At 62.8% G+C, this 19919-nt stretch carries 16 protein-coding genes; 6 read left to right on the top strand and 10 right to left on the bottom strand.

The window, feature by feature from the left end; genetic code table 11:
* The first annotated feature begins 7 nt into the window (after positions 1 to 7).
* A complete protein-coding gene (locus JNE37_RS21445) occupies positions 8 to 646 on the top strand; it encodes a uracil-DNA glycosylase (protein ID WP_203064762.1) in 639 nt (212 codons plus the stop codon).
* 646 nt (positions 647 to 1292) lie between these two features.
* Here JNE37_RS21445 and smpB read toward each other — a convergent pair.
* Both smpB and dapA read right to left on the bottom strand, forming a co-directional pair.
* Positions 1293 to 1784, bottom strand: a complete 492-nt coding sequence (smpB, locus tag JNE37_RS21450) for an SsrA-binding protein SmpB (RefSeq protein WP_035030024.1) — start codon at positions 1782 to 1784, stop codon at positions 1293 to 1295.
* Positions 1785 to 1792: 8 nt separating this feature from the next.
* Positions 1793 to 2668: a 4-hydroxy-tetrahydrodipicolinate synthase gene (gene dapA / locus JNE37_RS21455; protein WP_203064763.1), complete on the bottom strand. Its 876-nt coding sequence runs from the start codon at positions 2666 to 2668 to the stop codon at positions 1793 to 1795.
* Positions 2669 to 3018: 350 nt separating this feature from the next.
* On the opposite strand from dapA, the gene JNE37_RS21460 reads away from it, so the two are divergent.
* Together JNE37_RS21460 and JNE37_RS21465 are read left to right on the top strand one after the other, a co-directional pair.
* Positions 3019 to 4971: a transglycosylase SLT domain-containing protein gene (locus JNE37_RS21460; protein WP_203064764.1), complete on the top strand. Its 1953-nt coding sequence runs from the start codon at positions 3019 to 3021 to the stop codon at positions 4969 to 4971.
* Between the two features lie 48 nt (positions 4972 to 5019).
* Complete coding sequence (locus JNE37_RS21465) at positions 5020 to 5955, top strand: alpha/beta fold hydrolase (protein ID WP_052152380.1); 936 nt, start codon at positions 5020 to 5022, stop codon at positions 5953 to 5955.
* A gap of 1041 nt (positions 5956 to 6996) precedes the next feature.
* Here the strand turns inward: JNE37_RS21465 and JNE37_RS21470 are convergent.
* The 3 genes from JNE37_RS21470 to JNE37_RS21480 all read right to left on the bottom strand — a co-directional run bounded on the left by JNE37_RS21470 (position 6997) and on the right by JNE37_RS21480 (position 10813).
* On the bottom strand, positions 6997 to 7557 hold the full coding sequence (locus JNE37_RS21470) for a hypothetical protein (RefSeq protein WP_203064765.1): 561 nt from the start codon (positions 7555 to 7557) through the stop codon (positions 6997 to 6999).
* 126 nt (positions 7558 to 7683) lie between these two features.
* Positions 7684 to 9090, bottom strand: coding sequence for an OmpA family protein (locus JNE37_RS21475; protein WP_203064766.1), 1407 nt, complete (start codon positions 9088 to 9090; stop codon positions 7684 to 7686).
* 181 nt (positions 9091 to 9271) lie between these two features.
* Positions 9272 to 10813, bottom strand: coding sequence for a hypothetical protein (locus JNE37_RS21480; protein WP_035093087.1), 1542 nt, complete (start codon positions 10811 to 10813; stop codon positions 9272 to 9274).
* A 420-nt stretch (positions 10814 to 11233) separates the two neighbouring features.
* Here JNE37_RS21480 and JNE37_RS21485 point away from each other — a divergent pair, with 420 nt between their 5' ends.
* Entirely contained in the window at positions 11234 to 11977 is a 744-nt protein-coding gene (locus JNE37_RS21485; protein WP_203064767.1) for an SDR family oxidoreductase, read from the top strand.
* 30 nt (positions 11978 to 12007) lie between these two features.
* On the opposite strand, the gene nagA is transcribed toward JNE37_RS21485, so the two are convergent.
* From nagA to JNE37_RS21500, 3 genes are read right to left on the bottom strand one after another with little or no spacing between them, the layout of a single operon-like run.
* Positions 12008 to 13165, bottom strand: a complete 1158-nt coding sequence (gene nagA, locus JNE37_RS21490; RefSeq protein WP_203064768.1) for an N-acetylglucosamine-6-phosphate deacetylase — start codon at positions 13163 to 13165, stop codon at positions 12008 to 12010.
* Entirely contained in the window at positions 13162 to 14190 is a 1029-nt protein-coding gene (locus JNE37_RS21495) for an SIS domain-containing protein (protein WP_203064769.1), read from the bottom strand. Before JNE37_RS21495 ends, nagA begins: the two co-directional genes overlap by 4 nt.
* Positions 14183 to 14974, bottom strand: coding sequence for a GntR family transcriptional regulator (locus JNE37_RS21500; protein ID WP_203064770.1), 792 nt, complete (start codon positions 14972 to 14974; stop codon positions 14183 to 14185). Before JNE37_RS21500 ends, JNE37_RS21495 begins: the two co-directional genes overlap by 8 nt.
* 292 nt (positions 14975 to 15266) lie before the next feature.
* Here JNE37_RS21500 and JNE37_RS21505 point away from each other — a divergent pair, with 292 nt between their 5' ends.
* Positions 15267 to 16529 carry an ABC transporter substrate-binding protein gene (locus JNE37_RS21505; RefSeq protein ID WP_203064771.1) on the top strand — a complete coding sequence of 421 codons (1263 nt, stop codon included), beginning with the start codon at positions 15267 to 15269 and terminating at the stop codon, positions 16527 to 16529.
* Here JNE37_RS21505 and msuE read toward each other — a convergent pair.
* Together msuE and JNE37_RS21515 are read right to left on the bottom strand one after the other, a co-directional pair.
* Positions 16519 to 17163 carry an FMN reductase gene (gene msuE / locus JNE37_RS21510; protein WP_203064772.1) on the bottom strand — a complete coding sequence of 215 codons (645 nt, stop codon included), beginning with the start codon at positions 17161 to 17163 and terminating at the stop codon, positions 16519 to 16521. The genes JNE37_RS21505 and msuE overlap by 11 nt on opposite strands.
* Positions 17164 to 17217: 54 nt before the next feature.
* Entirely contained in the window at positions 17218 to 18249 is a 1032-nt protein-coding gene (locus tag JNE37_RS21515) for a LacI family DNA-binding transcriptional regulator (RefSeq protein ID WP_203064773.1), read from the bottom strand.
* Positions 18250 to 18485: 236 nt separating this feature from the next.
* On the opposite strand from JNE37_RS21515, the gene JNE37_RS21520 reads away from it, so the two are divergent.
* The gene (locus tag JNE37_RS21520) at positions 18486 to 19913 is read left to right on the top strand and encodes a mannose-1-phosphate guanylyltransferase/mannose-6-phosphate isomerase (protein ID WP_203064774.1); all 1428 of its coding nucleotides are present in this window, start codon (positions 18486 to 18488) and stop codon (positions 19911 to 19913) included.
* The last annotated feature ends 6 nt before the right edge of the window (positions 19914 to 19919 follow it).

Here is a 19919-nt window from a genome sequence, read left to right on the forward strand (position 1 = left end):
CTTCCCCTTGCCTGAGATCAATCCCCCGCACGATTGCCCGCTTTGTCCGCGCCTGGCCGAATTCCGCCATGCGAACCGCGCCCTTTATCCGGATTTCTTCAACGCGCCCGTCCCGCCCTGGGGTGACGAGCGCGCCCGGCTGGTGATCGTCGGCCTCGCTCCCGGCCTCAAGGGCGCCAACAAGACCGGGCGTCCCTTCACCGGCGACTTTGCCGGGGACCTCCTCTACGCCACGCTCAAGAAGTTCGGCCTTGCCTCGGGCGAGTTCGAGGCGCGTGCGGACGATAGCCTGCAGCTCCACAATGTCGTGATCGTCAACGGCGTGCGCTGCGTGCCACCACAGAACAAGCCAACCGGCCCCGAAATCGCCAATTGCCGCCGCTTCCTCTCAGCGGCGCTCGACCATTTCGAGACCACCACGGCCTATGTCGCCCTGGGCCGCATCGCTCACGACACACTCCTCACCACCCTCCACGAACGCCGCGCCTCCTTCCCTTTCGGCCATGGCGCCGAACACCACCTCACCTCCGGCCGCCGCCTCTTCGACAGCTACCACTGCTCCCGCTACAACACGAACACGGGCGTGCTCACCACCGAGATGTTCGAGGACGTCATCGGCCGGGCTGCGGCGTTCATCAAGGGCTGAGGCCTGGAGCGTCCAACGGCACGATCGGGGCGCCACAGGCCCCCATCCCTCCCCACCCCTACTTCCCCGGGCGAAGACCCGGGGCCTATTGCACCCCTCCACCCGAGTGGCGCCATCCATGGCCCCCGGCTCTCCGGCCGGGGAAGATCGAGTAAGTGGCAAGCTCCCGGGATGGCGGCCCGTCACTGGACACTATTCCACCAGAGCGCTCCACCTTAACTTATCCCCCCACCCCTCAGCCGGATTACAATCCCGACACCACTCTCACCGCCACCCGCCAGGAGCAAAAACCAGCCTCAAACATTCCTCAAAAACTCGCGAATTTCCGCTCAAATCCGCAAAAGATGCGCAAACGAACCCCGAAATTGAGTCAAAATTTAACGATTTACGCGCTCCGCGGAAAACAAAACTCAACAATATCAATATGTTAACTTCAAAACCAAACGCAAAACTGCAATAAAAACCGCCGTGAAACAATGTTTCACGCTCACCATCGCCCCCCGCCCCTCACGCGGGTGCATCCAGCCCCGCACAGCACTCGCCGCGCACGCCAAACACCACCCCGCCCCAGCCTTCACCGGAGTGGACCAAACCAGCATCTCGGATAGAAACCTCGGCGAGCCCGCCAGCTCGCCCCCGGCAGGCGCTAGCCGCGCCCGCCCTCTTTCATGATCCGCGATTTCTCGCGGTTCCAGTCGCGGTTCTTGGCGGTCTCGCGCTTGTCGTAGGCCTTCTTGCCTTTGCCCAGGCCGATCAGCAGCTTCGCCTTGCCGTGCTCGTTGAAGTAGAGCTTGAGCGGCACGATCGTATTGCCCGCCCGCTCCACTTCCTGGGACAGGCGCGCCAGCTGCTTCTTGGAAACCAGCAGTTTCCGCGGCCGCCGCTCTACGTGGTTGAAGCGGTTGGCCTGCAGGTATTCGGGGATATAGGCGTTGATCAGCCAGAGCTCGCCGCCTTCGGGCGAAGCATAGCTCTCCGCGATCTGGGCCTGGCCGGCGCGCAACGACTTGACCTCGGTGCCGGTCAGCACGATGCCGGCCTCGACGGTGTCCATGATCTCGTAATCGAAACGCGCGCGCCGGTTCTCAGCCACCTGTCCGTGGCTGATGAGCCCTTTGCCTTCCTTCTTGGGGGCCATGGCGAGCCTTAGATCAGCCCCGCATGCGCCAGGGCGCCGTCGATGGCTTGCTGGGTTGCGGGCGAGATCGGGACCAGCGGCAGACGCAGTTCGTTCTGCGCCAGGCCCAGCTTGTTGGCGGCGTATTTGACGCCGGTCGGGTTCGGCTCGAGGAAGAGCGTGCGGTGAAGCGGAGCGAGCTTGTCCTGCAGCTCGATCGCCCGGGCGTAATTGCCCTGCTGGCAGGCGTTCTGGAACTCGGCACAGAGCTTGGGAGCGATGTTGGAGGTCACCGAGATGCAGCCGGTGCCGCCATGGGCGTTGAAGCCGAGCGCAGTCATGTCCTCGCCCGAGAGCAGGATGAAATCCTTGCCGAGCTTGGCGCGCTGGGCGGTCGCCCGGCCCATGTCCGAGGTCGCGTCCTTGACGCCGATGATGTTGTCATGCGCGTCGCGCAGCCGCGCGATCGTGTCCACCGTCAGGTCAACCACGGTACGCCCCGGCACCGAATAGAGGATGATCGGCAGCGCCGTTGCATTGGCCACGGCCGAGAAGTGCTGGAAGAGCCCCTCCTGGTTCGGCTTGTTGTAATAGGGAACGACCGAGAGCACCGCGTCCGCCCCCACTTCCTCGGCATAGCGCGCCAGCGCTACTGCCTCGGCGGTCGAGTTGGCACCCGCGCCGGCCAGAATCGGCACGCGCTTGTTGGCGATCTCGACGCAGATCTCGATGATGCGGCGATGCTCCTCGTGGCTCACCGTCGGGCTCTCGCCCGTGGTGCCTACCGGCACCAGGCCGTGCGAGCCTTCCGCGATCTGCCAATCCACGAATGCCGAGAAGGCTTTCTCATCGACCGCCCCATTGGCAAAGGGGGTGATGAGCGCCGTGATCGATCCTCTCAGCATTTGAGGTATTCCTTGGTGTTCTGCCACAGTTGCGCCGTGGCTTGGTGTGATGGTGCCGCTCGTATGGCGGCCGTTCGGAGGTGGGCACCATACTTTTTGTTGTGCGGCACGACAAGTTGGGTGTCAGGGCTATCACCGCTATCGGCCGCGAGAACTTTGCAGCAACCAAATGTTCACCCTGGCCGGGTAACGTTGGGTTAACCGCAAGGATGGGGGCACCTTGTTGGGTTAGAATTCAGGACCAACAGGACGGTACCATGCTACTAGTGCAACAGAGGCGTCCTCGCCTTGTTGCTGGCCTGCTCGCAGCGACGATGTTCCTGCAGGCCGGAGCCGCCCCAATCCCCGCAATGGCTGTTGACGGGGTCGATACCACCACGACCGCCGCCATCGATCCGGCGCCCATTGCCGCTGGCCTGCCTCAGGGTTCGGCCACGTTCCGCCGCGCGCTCGATCTCCTCAAATCGCGCAATTACGCCGATGCTTATGCAGCCGCTCGCGGCCTGCAGAGTGCCGTCGAGCGCCGCACGATCCAGTGGGCGGCGATCTATTACGGCGGCACCGATATCGACTACGAATCCATCGCGCGCTTCGCCGCCGACGCCCCCGACTACGCCACTGCCGGCCTCTACAAGACCCGTCTTGAGCAATCGCTGGTCAAGGCCAATGCCGACAGCGCCGATGTCATCCGGCTGCTCGGCGGCGCCATGCCCTCGACCATTCCCGCGCAGATCGCCCTGGCCTCCGCCTATCTCGAAAGCGGCCAGAAGGATCGCGCCGCCCGCATCGCCCGCTCTATCTGGGTCGACAACTATCTCGACCAGAAGTCCGAGGACGACGTCAAAGCCAAGCTCGGCTCCCTCCTCGATCGCGATGCCCATTGGGCCCGCGCCGTTCACCTGATGATGAACGACCGCGCCGCCGGCGTTGAACGGCTCCTGCCCTTTCTATCGTCCGGCCAGAAGTCCCTCGCCGTTGCCCGCATTGCCGTCTCGCGCAACGCCAACAACGCCAAGGCGCTGCTCGACGCGGTCGACCCGGCTTATCAGAAGCACCCTGTCTTCATCTTCTCCCGCGCACAGCGCGCCCGCCAGGCGGAGCTTTATGAGAGCGCCATCGACTGGCTTAATAAGGCCAGCGGCGACCTGCCCGATGCTGCCGAGTGGTGGTACGAGCGCCGTACGCTGATCCGCCAGCTCCTCTCTGCGGGCGATGCCAAGCTCGCCTACGAGGCCGCCGACACCTATCGCGAAGGCCCGGAGGGTCGCCTCGTCGACGCCCGCTTCCACGCCGGCTGGATCGCCGCTTCCTTCCTTGGCGACCCGAAATCGGCCAAGGCGCATTTCGAGAAGATGCGCTCCCTCTCCACCCTGCCCGACACCGTCAGCCAGGCCGACTACTGGCTGGCGCGCACCTTGCGGCAGCTCGGTGATGACGCCGGCGCCAAGACCGCGCTCGAGGCTGCCGCCAAGTACAGCACCGTCTATTACGGTCTCCTCGCTCGCGCCGAGCTTGGCCTCAAGGGCGTCGAGATTCGTGGCATGCCGGCCTGGAAGCACAGCGAAACCGTGTTCGACGCCCGCGAGCCGGTGCAGGCCATCCGCCTGCTCGCCGCCAATGGCCAGCAGAGCATGGCCATGCCGCTCCTGCGCACCTTTGCCGCCAGGCTCACCGATACCGGCGAGATGGTTCTCGCCGCTCGACTGGCCCAATCGATCGGCGCCCACCAGGTTGCCATCACCATCGCTGAGACAGCCGAAAGCCGCGGCGCGCCGATGGATCTCTTCAGCTTCCCCAAGGACGGCCTGCCCCAGAACGCGGCGCTCGCCGCCATCGACAAGGCCGCCGTCTACGCCATCACCCGCCAGGAAAGCCGGTTCCAGGTCGATGCCGTGTCGAGCGCCGGTGCGCGCGGTCTCATGCAGCTCATGCCAGGCACCGCCAAGGAAACCGCAGCCAAGGTCGGCGTCGATTACTCGGCCACCCGCCTCGTAACCGATGGCGCCTACAACGCGCTTCTGGGCTCGACCTATCTCGCTGCCCAGCTCAACCGCTATGACGGCTCGCTCGTCCTCGCCGCAGCCGCCTACAATGCTGGCGCCGGCAATGCCAACAAGTGGATTTCCGCCTATGGCGACCCGCGTTCGAGCCGCGTCGACCCAGTCGTCTGGATCGAACTCATCCCCTTCCAGGAAACGCGAAAATACGTGCAGCGCGTTCTCGGCAACTACCTCGTCTACCGGGCCCGGCTGGGCGACTCCGGCATGACCCTGATGGACGCCCTGCGCAAGATTCCGGGCTGATGGGCTAAAGCCCATTGCCACCATGCGGGCGTCTGCTAAGACGCTTGCATGGCCAACCGGAATTACCCGCCCGACCACCCGCCATTTGCCGCCCTGCCCGTACGCACGATCACCATCGGCACCGGCGCGGACCAGATGGCCGTGCATATTTCCGGCCGCCTCAGTTCGCGGCGTGTGCCGGTCATCTGCGTGCCCGGCTATCAGCGCAACATGACGGATTTCACAGACTTCATCCGCTATTTCGGCCGCCTTGCCGGCGAAAGCTGGCCCGTCATCCTGGTCGACCTCTTCGGTCGTGGCCGCTCCACCGACCGCAGCGACAAGCTGCGCTACGCCTCGCCGCAGGACGCCGCCGACCTCTGCACCCTCGCCGACGCCCTGGGCGTCGAGCGCGCGGCTTTTGTCGGCCAGGGCTATGGCGGCCAGGTCACCATGGCATTGGCCGCGCGGCGCCCCGGTCTCATCGCCGGCGCGGTATTGATCGATGCCGGTCCCCTCAGCGATTCCCGCGGACTTGTGCGGTTGCGCGGCAATCTCCAGCACATCGCCGGCTGGCGCGGCGAAGCCGTGCTTCGCGCGGGCATGCGCCAGATTCTCAGCCGCGACTATCCCGGCCTTACCGACCCGCAGCTCGATGCCCTGGCCCTACGGACCCACTTCATCGACAAGCGCGGCCGCGCCCACGCCCTCTTCGATCCACACCTCCTCAAGATGCTGGATTCCTTCGAGGCCGACGACGTCCTCGTCGCGCAATGGCCCCTCTTCGACGCCCTGCAACACATCCCTCTCATGCTCTTCCGCAGCCAGCTCACCGACCAGCTCCGCCGCGAAACCTTCGAGGCCATGACCCGCCGCCGCCCCGAAGCCCCCGCCCTCATCATCAACGACGAAGGCTCCCCCGCCCTGCTCAACCACCCCGACGAGGTACGGGCGATCGTCGCGTTCGTCGAGAAGCTGGGCAAGACGGGTAAGGTCGCCGCTTAGACGGCAGGATTGGCAAGTTGGAGCGGGCGGCTTGGCAGCTATGCCGGCACTGCGATCGATCCCCTCGCCCAAACCTCCAGCCGCGAAGCCCGCCCGTGAATGGGGCCGGTTCCGTATGATGTCTAGCCGTTCCGGATTTGGGTCGCTCGATGGTCCCCGCACATGCACAAGGCTAACGCCGGGCCTTCCACCTTGGCTGCCACAGGGCGCGACCTCAACCGCACTTCCGGAGCGATTCAGGACCGCCCGCCCGTCCAAGCCAGCAAGAGGTTAGCCTTCGGAAGGCGACCAGCCGAGTGTCGCCCCCTTATCAACGTTGGCGTATCGGCACGGACGGGCCGCTTATCGCCGTCGGTGACCCACTTCCAACATGCCTCCTCCCCGTATGACCGGCTCCACGAGACTGGCCCCCGGGGCACAGTCGAGAATAGGCGGAAGAGCAGTACCGGCAGCAGCTTTATCTCACCTGCTTCGGAGCCTCTCTGGTGGGCCTCTCTTGTTTAGGCTGCGCAAAAATGGCGCCGTAGCGAGTGCCTTACGCGACGCCCGGCGCTCCTCGGGAGACGATTTTGGGTGCGCGGCCCGCCTTCAGGTCGAAGCAACACCCACGCTATCGTCCGTGAGATTGCCACCGCCAGCGGCCCTGGCTTACTCCATCGATCCCTCAGTCACAGAATCGATGCTTCGGTCGCAGAGTAGACACGCCAACGGCTCGACTCGCGGCAGTCACGCAATAAACCCGGCTAAACAGTGCGGACCGGCACTTCGAGATCACGGCGGAAACTCGGTGAGGCCTAGTCCCTAGGGTCCGTACTCAATTGCACCGGTAGATGAGGTTGCGATGGTCGCCACACCCCCCGGACTTCCCCGGACTTGATCCGGGGCCCATTGCCATTCTCCACTCGAGTGGAGGAACCCGTGGGCCCCGGCTCTGCGGCCGGGGAAGTTCAGTGGCGCGGCAGACGGACGGCGCTTCCGTTGGACTCTTTCGAATGGGAAGATAAGGCGCTCTGGGGCACCGGGACTTATTGAGTTCGGATCCTAGGCCTTCCCCTTCACCCGCCGCGGCCGAAGTGCCTTGGCCTGCTTGCTCCACTCCTCGCGAACGACACGCCCGCCGAGCCCCAGCCGCTCATCCAGCATTGCCGCGGCTTTCTTGTTCAATGCTGCCAACTGATCGAGATGGAATACTCCTGCCTCATGCAGCCGCGCCTCAAGCTTCGGCCCGATCCCGTTGATCTGCTTGAGGTCATCCGGCTTGCCGTCGCGCGGCTCCGCCAGCGCAAACGGCAGACCGGCCATCGGCTCAGGCTCAGCATCGGCGGTCAAATCCGCGGCATCTTCCAACGGCGGCGCAGGCACGACAATCCGCACATTGGCCCTACGCGGCCGAGCCGGCATCGAGGTCGCCACGTCGAAGGGCGATGCGGTCTCATCAACATCGCTCTCAGCCGCGGCGCTATCACCTGAAGCCGCCGGCGCACTCTGAGCCGTACGCCGCACGCCAGGCGACCGGCTGGCCCGACGTGCCACATATCCGCCAATGCAGCCGACCAGGTAAACGACCAGCACCGCCAGGGCAGCCTCGATCACGCCGCTCATTTACTCCCTCCGGCATCCTTGCCGGCCTTAACCCAGCCGCTTGCGAGGCCGGCCACCAGGGCGAGAACGAGCGGAGACCAATAGTTCGTGGTCAAACCGATCAGCCATTCAACCATGCGCGCAGCCTTATCTGTGTTCGTCGAGCACCGTGAACACGATGCGGCGGTTCTGCTGCTTGCCGGCAGCGGTATCGTTGCTGGCGATCGGCACGGTCTCTCCATATCCGATGGCATAGAGGCGCGTATCCTTGACGCCCTCCTCCACGAGGACCGCCGTCACAGCCTCGGCCCGAGCCACGGACAAGGCCAGGTTCGCATCGGCATCGCCATCGCTATCGGTGTGCCCCTCGACGTGCACCGTCGCATCCGGGCACTGCTCGAGGATCGCCGCCAGGTCCTTGAGTGCGCCGCGCGATTCATCGGTCATCCGCGCGCTGCCCGATTGGAAGAGGATCGTATGCGTCCCCGCAAACTCCGCCACCTGCGTACGGCAAACGTCGTTGGGCGCCGGCCCGGCGAGCTCGATCGACCACGCGCCGGTATCTGAAAGCGCCGCGAGTTCGGCCTTCGCGTTCGTCAGGTCACCAACACTGGACGCCTTGCCTTGAAGGGTCCACTTGCCGCCCTCGAATGCCAGTTCTCCGTCGCTGAGCTTCATCAGGGCCCGCAACCCACCAACCGCATCGGCTATAAAAGTTTCCGGAGCGCCTTCGGCTATGGAAAGCCCCGTGGTCGGCGCACTCCCGGCCACCACGCCAAAATACCGCATTGCGGGATCTGTCGGCACAGCGCCGCTCAGCACAACCGCCCCTCCGGCAACACGAGATGCCTTGAACGCATAGTTCGGGTCGATGGCAGGCACAGTCGGCGGCGCGACCTCGGCCCCGGCCGCGTCGGTAGGTTCTGCCGCCTCCGCGCTTTCGGTCACGTCCGTTTGTGTCGGCGCTTCGGAGGCTGCCGGCTCGCTCGCTGCCGCCGGCGCCTGTGCAGCCGCTGCTGAAACCGCAGGAGCAGCACCGGTCGCCGCGGTGGGGACCGCATCGGATGCTTTCGGCGCCGAGACTTCAAGCAATGCCAGCACCACTCCGGCCGGCACGCCCGATTTGCTCATCTCATTAAGCGCCGATTCATCGGCCTCGGATTTGGCGACACCCTTGATCGTCACGACATTGCTGCGCAGCGCAATTCGACCTTCGGCAAGATGTTCGGCCGCATTGAGGGCAAACGCCAGTCCTGCAGCATAGGCGGAAGGCGCGCCATCGGCAATCGTCACGCCTTTGGTGTCCGCACCAGCAAGCGCGCTCAACTTGTCGAGCGATTGCTGATCCGGAACAAAGCCATGAAATTCAACGCCATGGCTCTCAGGCGTCACCTGCAGAGTCAGCCAGAAATCAGCAACCTTAGCGGCCGGAAGCGTAACGATGGAGCCAGCCGAGTTGCCCGGTGTCGTCGCCTCCTGGCCAATAGATGCGCTTACAAAAACGACGCTGCTCAGAAGAACGCCTATCAAAGCCCAGTACCCGAAACGCCGCATGCCATCCTCGTCCGCAAGATCAGTTCAGCCGGAAGCTACCCGTCGAATCGCGGCTTTGAAACCATCAAGCTCCAGGAAAGCACTTCTTCAGACCGCGAATACGCCAGAAGTGACGAAGGCGCCACAAAAGCAGAAAGGCCCGGCAAAGCCGGGCCTTTCCAATTCAGACAGAAGCAAAAGCTTACTGGAAGGTCTTGGCAGCCTTGAAGGTAGCCTTGTAAGCGCCTTCCGAGTTGGCCTGGCCCTTGATCGAGGCAGTGAAGTCGCCGCCCGGAGCCCAATCGAGACCGATCGAGCCGTAGTAAGCGGTGCTGTTGCCCGACAACGGCGGGGGAGCAAGCGAAGCCTGCACAACGTCGCCACCATAGACACCAACGGCAGCACTGGCCTTGAGAGTCTCGGTGAGAGCCGCAACGATCTGCGCCTCAACCTGCCACATGTTCCGATCCACAGCACCACCCGGCGCCGGGAGGATAAAGTTATTGGTGTGGAAGTAACGGCCGCCGAGGTTCAGCGACACGGTCTCGGTGACCTGAGCGCCGATAGACGCGCCAATACCATAACCGTCGGTCTTAACACCAGCAACATCGCTCGACTTGAACTCGCCCGACAGCGCCAGGGTGAACATGTCGAAGGTCGCCTGGCCGCTAACCAGACCATGCCAATAGTTGCGGTTGATACCGCCGGTGTTGTCACCGAGGTAAGCAACGGCTGCGCGAAGCTTGAAGTTATCAAACGTCGCAGTGGCACCGGTGTGAGCGAACCACGAGTCGATGTGGCCATCGAGCACGCCGATCGCGCCGCCGGTCAGGTGAGCCGTCACAGACTCGCCAGCATAGTTGACAACGCCAAGCAGGGTGCCGGCAGAGTTGCCGTCCATGATCTTGCGTGCAACAGCGTTAGTACCCAAGATCGAGGCATTGCCGTCGCGGTTGTCGATGTTTTCGAGGCCGACACCGACCGACACACCATTGCCAAGATCGCTAACGGCCTGGATCGAGAGGCCACCGAGGAACGGCGCGCCATTCTTGAAGAGAACGCCAGCGTCCGTAGCCGTGGAACCGAAGAGACCGAGATAGTTGAACGGCACGTCATCATCAATGTTGCCGATCGAGCCGTCTTTGCCCTTCTTGCGAAGACCAGCCATCAGGACGGTGGTATCGCCAACGGACACATAGGCTTCATTAAGTTCAACGCCAGCAGTGGAGTCGCCGTTCAGACCGATACCCTGATAGCCAAAGTTAAGCGGATCTGCCACGGTGTTGTCCGTCTGGGCCCAGCCGCCGTCCCTCATGCGGTAACGCTCGACCTGACGCAGACCAATAATGGCCTTCGCCTGACCGAAGTCACTGTCTGCCGCGGCGAGAACACGAATCCAAGCCTCAACCTTGGAGTCGTAATCCACCGATTCGGTACCACCGGTGCGACCGTTCACCGAGCTACCCTTAACCATGAAGTCCGGGTTCGCGGTGGTGTTGTCGGCCCACGGGTTGCCCGGAAGCTGAGCGTAGGGAACGGCGGTGCGGTAGTCGCCCCAGTTGAATTCGTAGCTCACGCCACCGGTGATCTGCAGGCAGTTGGTGTCGGACGAGATGGTCAGACCCGACAGGCCGAGGCTGTCGCAAACGTCGAGCGACGTCAGAACACCCAGGTCAGCTGCCTGAGCGCCCGAGGCCAGGCCGGCCGCAGCGATAGAACCTAGCAGAAGGCTCCTGATTTTCATTGTTGACCTCCAAAGTCAGTCATTTTTTGTGCCGGTGAACCGGCGGCTTGTCGAAACGCGACCACACTTGTTTGTGGTGCAGTGTGTTGCCGTCGCGTTGCGACCGACAAACGATCCCATGCATGGATTCGCAATACGCACTCTACGCAAGGCGGTTGGGCGCGCAATCGCAGAAAAGCCACTTTCCGGCTGCGCAGCATGGTTGGGACATGGTTGTTGCAGATTCAGCACACAGTTGGAAACGCTTGATTAACCGCCCTAAACACTGTGTTAACAGGGCTTTCCCGCTGAGCTTCGCGGGGGCGGCCGCGGCCATTACTGTGACAGCTCTGCCCTATTTTGATCACGTGTTTGGCCGGTATTCCGGACGAGCGAAGTTTCGTTTGCATATCCAATGACCTGAGGAAGGACGGACGGTTCATGAGTGAGGGCAAGGTGGCGGTCGTTACTGGGGCGACGTCGGGAATCGGCAAGGCGTGCGCCATCGGGCTATCGCAAGCGGGCTACAGGGTCGCCATTTGCGGCCGCCGGCGCGACCGGCTCGATGAAGCGACTGAAGAGGCGGGCGCTGCATTCTTCGCGGCTTGCGACGTGTCCGACCCAGGAGACGTCAATCGATTCTTCGCGCGGGTGCGTGATCAGCTCGGTCGGGTCGATTTCGTTTTCAACAATGCCGGACGTTTCAGCCCGGCCGCCTCGTTTGGAGACACAGACATCTCCACCTGGACGGACGTGGTGGATACCAACCTCAATGGGGCATTCTTCGTGGCGCGCGAGGCGTTCAGGGCGATGCGGGACCAGAACCCGCAAGGCGGCCGCATCGTCAACAATGGTTCGATCTCGGCCTACTCGCCGCGGCCGGGCGCAGCGCCCTACACCGTCACGAAACACGCTATCACTGGCTTGACCAAGGCGATCTCGCTCGATGGTCGCGCGTTCAATATCGCCTGCGGGCAGATCGATATCGGCAATACTGCGAGCGACATGACCGCCTCCATGCAGTCCGGCGTGCTTCAGGCCAATGGCACGATCATGCCGGAGCCGACCTTTGAGGTGCGTCATGTGGTGGACGCGATCGTCTACATGGCGAATCTGCCGCTCGAGGCCAATGTGCAGTTCATGACCATCATGGCGACGAACATGCCCTATATCGGTCGCGGATAATGGGCGAGGCTTGCGCCCCGCCCCATCCAATCAGGCGGCGAAGACGCTCTGACCGTCGATCCAGGTCGAGTTGACCTTGAGCGTATCGGAGAGATGCACGAAGCTCGCGACCGAGCCCTGCCCCAGAAAGCCGTGGCGGTGCGCTACGCCGAGTGAGCGCGCCGGGTAGAGGGTTGCCATACGCAGGGCCTCTTCGAGGCTTAGCCCCACCACATCGCGTATATACTTGATGGCGTCGATCATCGTGAGATCGGCGCCGGCTAGTGTGCCATCCTCCAGACGCAGCGCGCCGTTGGCGCGGTGAATTACGCGGCCATTGAGCGTGAAGCTTTGCAGGTCGCTGCCCGTCAGCGACATGGCGTCGGTAACGAGGAAGATATGGGCTGGACCGGTCTTGGCGCGTAGCGCGATGCCGATGGTTTCCGGGTGTACGTGGATACCGTCGGCAATGAGGCCGGCGCTCATCGAGCCAAGGGACAGGACGGAGCCCGCGACGCCCGGTTCGCGATTGCCGATCTGGCTCATGGCGTTGAAGAGATGGGTCGCCATGCTGGCGCCGGCCTTGGCTGCCGCTTCCACCTGGACCATCGAAGCATCGGAATGGCCGATACTGACGACAACGCCGGCTTCGGTGAGGCGAGCGATCTGCTCAGGCTTCACGGTTTCGGCGGCGACCGTCGTCAGGAGATTCGGCAAGGCCTGGCGAGCCGCGATGAGATTGGCGAGATCCTCCTCGTTCATCGGGCGGATGAGCGCGGGGTCGTGGGCACCCTTGCGCGCGAGGGAAAGGTGCGGACCTTCGAGGTGCAGGCCAAGGAAACCAGGAAGCTGTGCTTCGACGGCCGCTTTGCCTGCGGCGACGGTTTCAGCGGTGATCGCCGGTGTATCGGTTATCAACGTCGGCAGCAGCGCGGTTGTGCCGTACTGGTAGTGCGCCGAGCAGATGGTCCTGAGGCCGGAAAGCGTGCGGTCTTCATTGAGAAGAACACCGCCACCGCCATTGACCTGCAGGTCGATAAAGCCGGGAACGAGCATGCCGCCAGCGAAATCGTGCCGAGCGACGCCATGTGGGATGTCGCCAATGGCAACGATACCCTCGACGACGCCGTCATTCACCAGCAGCGCCGAATCCTCGATCCATTCCTCGCCATCGAAGATACGGGCGCCGAGAAAAGCAGTACGGGTCATACCGTTTCCGTCACTTTCTTGAGGTTGGGCGGCACGTCCGGGTTGAAGCCGCGGCGGCGCGACAGCGCTTCGACGAAACCGTAGAATGACACGACCAGCGAGAGCGCGTCGGTGATCGGATGGCCGGTCGGAGCGAACGGCAAGCGCTTTGCGGCGCCCGGAATGTCGGACGTGACGTAGGCCAGAGCGCCCTGCCCGGCCAGTTTGTGCGCCATTTCGGCCGTGGACTTTTCGGCGGCGTCGCGGGCAGCCAAAGCGAGGATGGCATAGCCTTGTTCAACAATGCGGACCGGGCCATGCATAACTTCAGCGGAGCTATAGGCCTCGGCGTGGATACCGCAGGTTTCCTTGAACTTGAGCGCGGCCTCGCTGGCGATGGCGAGCGAGGGACCACGGCCGAGCACATAGAGCGACTGGTGACCATCAAGTGCTTCGGCCAGGGGCGACCAATCGCAGTCGATAGCCTTGGCAAAGACCTCAGGAAGGCTGTCGAGCGAAGCCAGCAGCGCCTTGTCGTTCATCCAGTGCCCGAGAACGCCAAGGCCGGCGACGACCGAGGCCACGTAGGTCTTGGTGGCAGCGACGCTCTTCTCGGTGCCCGAGAAGAGACCGATGGTTAAATCGGAAGCCACGGTCAGGGGCGAGCCGGCAGTGTTGGTGATCGCGACGGTCAGGGCGCCGCTTTCGTGGGCGGACTTGGCCATGGCAACGATGTCCGGGCTCTTGCCGGATTGCGAGATGGCGATAGCCGCTGCGCGCTGGAGCTTCAGCTCCTTGCCGTAGATCGACATGATCGAGGGGCCGATCGAGGCGACCGGGAGACCGGCCGTCAGTTCGATGGCGTATTTGAGGAAGGCCGAGGCGTGGTCTGAGGAGCCGCGCGCAATGGTGGCGACCATCGACGGCTCCTTTTCCCGCAGGGCGGCACCGGTGGCGACGAAGCTGTCATGGCTACCAGCGAGGAGGCGCTCTACGGCCTGCGGGATCTCCTCGATCTCGCGCCGCATAAAGGTCTTTTCATTCATTGGCGGTTCCAGTCTGTCGTAGGGTTTCGCCGAGGCGAAGTTCGGCGACGAAGTCGTAGGTATCACCTCGATAGATCGAGCGCGTGAACTCTATCACACGCCCGGAGGCCAGGTACGAAATGCGTTCGATGTTGAGGCTTGCCGAACCGGCGGCGACATCAAGGAGCTTTGCGTCCCTCTCGCCCAGATTCGCCGCGCGGATACGCTGAATGGCCCGGATCGGACGATTGCCGCTCTTTTCGAGGTGAGTGTAGAGCGAATTCTGCACGACCTGCGGGTCCGGCAGAATACGGGCCGAGAGCGCTGCCCGCTCGATAGCCATCGGCACGTCGTTGGAAAGCCGCAGGCGACCGAGCCGCGCGACCATATCGCCGGAGGAAAGGCCCAGGGTCACGGTCTCCTCGGGCGACGGGATGTAGATTCCCTTCTCCAGCCACTCCGAGCGCACGCTCATGCCGCGCCGTGCCATATCCTCGGTAAAGGACGTGAGGTGCGAGAGCGATTGCTCCACGCGCTGGCTTTGCGGCGCGACGAAGGTGCCCGAGCCGTGGCGCTGAATAAGCACGCCGTCCTGGACAAGATGCTGGACGGCCTTACGGACCGTGACACGGGAAACGTCTGCTTTGAGAGCCAAGTCACGCTCGGAAGGAAGAGCGTCGCCGGGCTTGATCGCGCCGCGATGGATAGCGTCTTCGATCCAGCGCTTGAGCTGCAGGTAGAGCGGCCCGCCCTGTGGGAGCGCCACCGGGTTGGTGTCGAAAATGCTGTCAGGCTCTCCGCTCACTATTCCTCCAAACCAGGCAACCACGCGAACTTTTCGCGTCAAGATACCAATAAAATACCATTGACCAAGGGAAAAGTGGCGTTCTGAGGTCTTGCCCACAGATCACCGGTGTTCGCCCTCATCCCCGTGTGGAGAAGAACTGAAAATCTGCTCCGCGCGGCCTTATGGACAAATGGTATGTTATTGGCATTAATGCAAACGGAGGGCGGATGCCAATGCCGCGGTGGCGCGATTTCGGTTGTGACCGCAGGCGTTTTGCACGATCTCTGAGGCAGACTTCAAGGAAAAGAGCATGGGTACAGCTCGGACGGCCTTTTCCCGAGGATTGCTGGCACTGTGCCTTTCCCTGCCATGCGGAGTCGCGTTGGCGCAGGACGTCACGTTGACGATTGAAAGCTGGCGCACTGGCGACCTGGCGATCTGGAACGAGAAGCTGATCCCGATCTTCGAGGCTGAGACCCCCGGCATCAAGATAACGTTTTCTCCCATTGCATCAGCGGATTACGACACTTCCCTCAGCTCCAGATTCGCCGAGGGGACTGCAGGTGATCTCATAGCCTGTCGGCCTTTCGACCGGTCTCTGCAATTGTTCGATGCGGGATATCTGGCGCCGTTGTCGGACCTCGCCGGAATGGCGAATTTCTCCGCCTTGGCGCAGATGGCGTGGCAGACAGACGACGGGAAGACGCCGTTCTGCGTGCCAGTGGCCTCGGTGATCCATGGGTTCATCTATAACAGGGATGCCTTCGATGAGTTGGGACTGGAGCCGCCTGCAACTCAAGCCGACTTCTTTTCGGTGCTCGACCAATTCAAGGCCGACGGTAGCTACGTTCCGATGGCGATGGGTCTACATGACCGTTGGGAAGCGGCTACACTGGGCTACGAGAATATCGGCCCCAGCTTCTGGAAAGGGGAGGAAGGTCGACAGGCGCTGATCAGCGGCAAGCAGAAGCTGACCGATCCGCAATGGGTATTGCCACTGGAGGTTCTGGCACGGTGGAAGCCCTACCTTGGCGATGGGGCTGGGGAACACACCCATACGGACAGCCAGAACGTCTTTACACTCGGCGAAGCTGCTATCTACCCGGCCAGTTCGCAGGAGATCGCGGAGCTCGAGGCGCAGGTAGGCTTCCAGGTCGGGGCGTTTCCACCGCCGGTTGCGGAGGATGGAGACGACTGCTTTATCTCCGACGAAGCCTATATCGGCATCGGCATGAACGCCAAGACGCCACATCGAGAGGCGGCGCGGAAATTCTTGGCTTGGCTCGCCACACCGGAATTCGCCAATCTCTATGCCAATGCCCTGCCCGGCTTCTTCCCGCTGTCGAAATCCGCGATCAGCATCGACGACCCGCTGGCCCAGGAATTCCTGTCATGGCGGAGCCGATGTGCGTCGACGCTCCCCTTCACCTCGGCGCCGCTCTCGCGTGGAACGCCGAGCCTGGTGCAGGAAACCTGGGCGGCAGCCTCCGACGTCATGAATGGCACGGAGACGCCGGAGAAGGCCGCCGAAAGGTTACAGGCAGTTTTGACGGCCGCACGTCTCAGTCATTGACTTCGGAGTTATCGATGCGATCGGTGGTGGCGCCAGATTCCGGGTCTTCAGGGGTTTCTTCGGGACGTGGTATGCGGTTCTGGCGCTGAGCGGCGACCAGTACAGCAGTCTGCGAGGCAGCGAGATCGATGCGGGCCAGAATGCCGGGATCAACCTGACGAAAGTCCTCAAAACTCTTGTCCTCGGCATAGACCGAGGTGGGAATGGTGAGCGCCGAGAAGAAGCCGAATAGCGGTCGAAGCTGGTGCTCAACGACGAGCGAATGGCGCGGACCGCCGCCCGTGGCGGCGAGGACGACAGCCTTGCCGATCAGTGCCGTCGGATCAACGAAATCGAAGAAATGCTTGAACAGGCCGGTATAGGAGCCCTTGTAGACTGGCGAGGAAACGACAAGCACGTCAGCGTTCTCGACGGCCTCGACAATCGCCAGCGCCTCCGGCGACAGTTCTTCGCGCGAAAGCGCGGCACCCAGGCCGGGGCTGGCATCGACGATGTCGTACTGTCTTATGCGAGCCTCTACCCGTTCTCCGATCCGTTTCGAAATCACCTCGGTCAAAGCGCGCGAGCGCGACGGGCGGTGGGCATTGCCACTGAAGGCGACGAGATCAATCGGGGTGTTGGGCTGGATAGTCATGCCCTTTAGATAAATCGTCCGGGCCCGATTGGGAATAGAAAAGGTGAAGCTTGTTTAATTCCGCGGCCGACGCGCGGTGCTTCGACGGATGCGCAGCTCGTTGGGCAGAATGACGACCTTTTCACGCACGGTTTCGCCCGAAAGGTGCTTGAGCAGCATCTTGCCGGCGCGGAAGCCCATTTCGTAGCTCGATACGTGTACCGTGGTCAGCGGCACCGGGAGCGCTTCGGCAATGGGGCTGTCTCCGTAGCCGGCAATGGCGATTCGATCGGTCAGGCCGAGACGCGAGGCTTCGAGCGACGCGCCCACCGCCAGGATTTCGGACGAGAAGAAGATCGCGTCGCACTGCGGAAAACGCTTCATGACGGTGCGCAGGGCCTGCGCGCCATCGGTCAGGACCGGCTCGTGACCATCCATCGGCGCCAAGAATCCGATTTCAGTGCCAGCCGCAGCAAGGCCCTCCCGGAAACCCGCCAGGCGTTCGTTGCCCGCGGTGTTGGTGCGGCCCACATAAGCCACGTTCCGGAATCCGGAGGCTCCGAGATGTTCGCCCATCAGACGACCACCTTCGACATTGGAGAAACCCACCAGCATATCCATGGGATCATCAACGTGATCCCACATTTCCATGACCGCCATGCCACGCGACCGGATCATAGAGCGCGTGGTTTCAGCCTGGACGATGCCGGTGAAGACCAGCGCTGCCGGACGAAGTGGCAGGACTGAGCCCACGAAATCAGCTTCGAGGCGGGCCGAATAGTTCGTATGGGCCATCATGAGGTGAAAGCCGCTGTTCTCCAGCGCATCGGCGCAACCGCGGGTAGCGCGGGCGACATGCTGGTTCTCGATGTTGGAGACGAACATGGCGATAAGCGAAGACCGCCCGGAGCGCAGGCTGCTGGCGAAGGTGTTGACTATGTAACCCGTCTTCTCGACGGCCTGCAGGACGCGCTCACGCGTTTCGGGCTTGACTAGGTCAGGATTGCTCAAGGTGCGCGACACGGTAATGGGCGAGACGCCCGCCTCGCGTGCAACGTCCTCAACACGCACATTGCGCGTCCGCGCGTCCTTTCCCTCAAAGGCCATCGGCATTCCTGACATCCGCCCGGGCGGGCGCGCAAACCGTATTTTCAGTGCTCTCTACGAGCCATACGGCGGACCGGTACCTATCGGTATCGTTATTAATCCCAATTGTCGGGCCGCAGCACATATGCAGCACGCCTCCGAGGCCCTCCGAACTAGCTCTGAAGATTGATATCGGCGCGCATGGAAAGCCCCGAAACTGGCCTGATAGGACAAGTCCCTATGGAGGCGTTTCGGAAATGGCTGCACTCATCCTGCCGGTAGTGCTCGCGGGGGGACAGGGTACCCGGCTCTGGCCAATGTCCCGATCGACCCGCCCCAAGCAGTTTCTACCGCTCACCGGACCGACGAGCCTGTTCCAGCAGACGCTCCAACGCGTGCTGGATCCCTCGCGTTACCTGCCGCCGATCGTCTTGACCAATACCGAATACCGTTTCCTCGTGGCCGAGCAGGCGCAAGAGGCTGGCGTCGTGCTGACCACCATCCTTCTTGAGCCTGTGGCGCGCAATACAGCAGCAGCGATCGCTGCCGCCGCGGCCTATGGCGCACGGACGTTCGGGCCCGGCGTCGTGCTGCATGTTTTGCCCTCCGATCATTCGGTGACGGTCGATGACGGCTACTGGATTGCGACCGACGAAGCTGCCGCCGCCGCGAACAGCGGACGCCTCGTAACGTTCGGCATCAAGCCGACGACGCCGGAGACCGGCTACGGCTATATTGAAGCCGGCAAGGCGCTTTCGAACACGACGATGGAAGTTGCCCGTTTCGTCGAAAAGCCGGAACGAGCGCGGGCCGAGGAAATGCTCGCATCAGGGCGATTCTACTGGAATTCGGGCATGTTCATGCTTGGCGCCGGGACGTTCCTCGATGAATGCCGTCGGCTGGCGCCCGAGACGATCGCGGCTGCGCAAAGCGCGGTCGAACTCGCGAAGGCCGATCTTGATTTCGTGCGGCTCGAGGCCGAGGCCTTCGGCCGGGCACCGGACATCTCGGTGGATTATGCGATCTTTGAAAAGACCGACCGGGCTGCGGTGTTGCCGGTCTCGTTCGGTTGGTCGGATCTCGGGAGCTGGGACGCTGTCTGGAAGGTCAGCAACAAGGATGCGGCGCAGAATGTCGCCAATGGACCGGTGACGTTCAGCAATACGAGCCGATCGCTGATCGTATCCGAGCGCGCGCACGTGGCGATTGAAGGTCTTGAGGACGTCGCCGTGATCGCGAGCGAGGATGCGATCTATATCGGCAAGTTGTCGGAGGCGCAGAAGGTGGGGCCGATGGTCAAAACGCTTCGCAAGAGCGCTGCTACGCGGTCACTTACCGAGACGCATCGCACTGCCTATCGGCCCTGGGGCGGCTATTCTTCGGTGCTCAACGGCGACCGGTTCCAGGTGAAGAAGCTGTTCGTTAAGCCGGGACGGAAACTCTCGCTTCAGAAGCATCATCATCGTTCAGAGCACTGGGTAGTTGTGCGTGGTACCGCCGAGGTCACTATCGATGGGACGCAGCAGATGCTGACGGAGAACCAGTCTGTCTATTTGCCCCTTGGCTGTACGCATCGGCTGGCCAATCCGGGCAAGATCGAGCTCGAGTTGATCGAGGTGCAGACGGGATCGTATCTCGGCGAGGATGACATAGTGCGGATAGAGGACGATTTCGGGCGGCAATAGTTCCGC

Origin of the sequence: Paradevosia shaoguanensis, from assembly GCF_016801025.1 — a bacterium.
Lineage (GTDB): Bacteria > Pseudomonadota > Alphaproteobacteria > Rhizobiales > Devosiaceae > Paradevosia > Paradevosia shaoguanensis.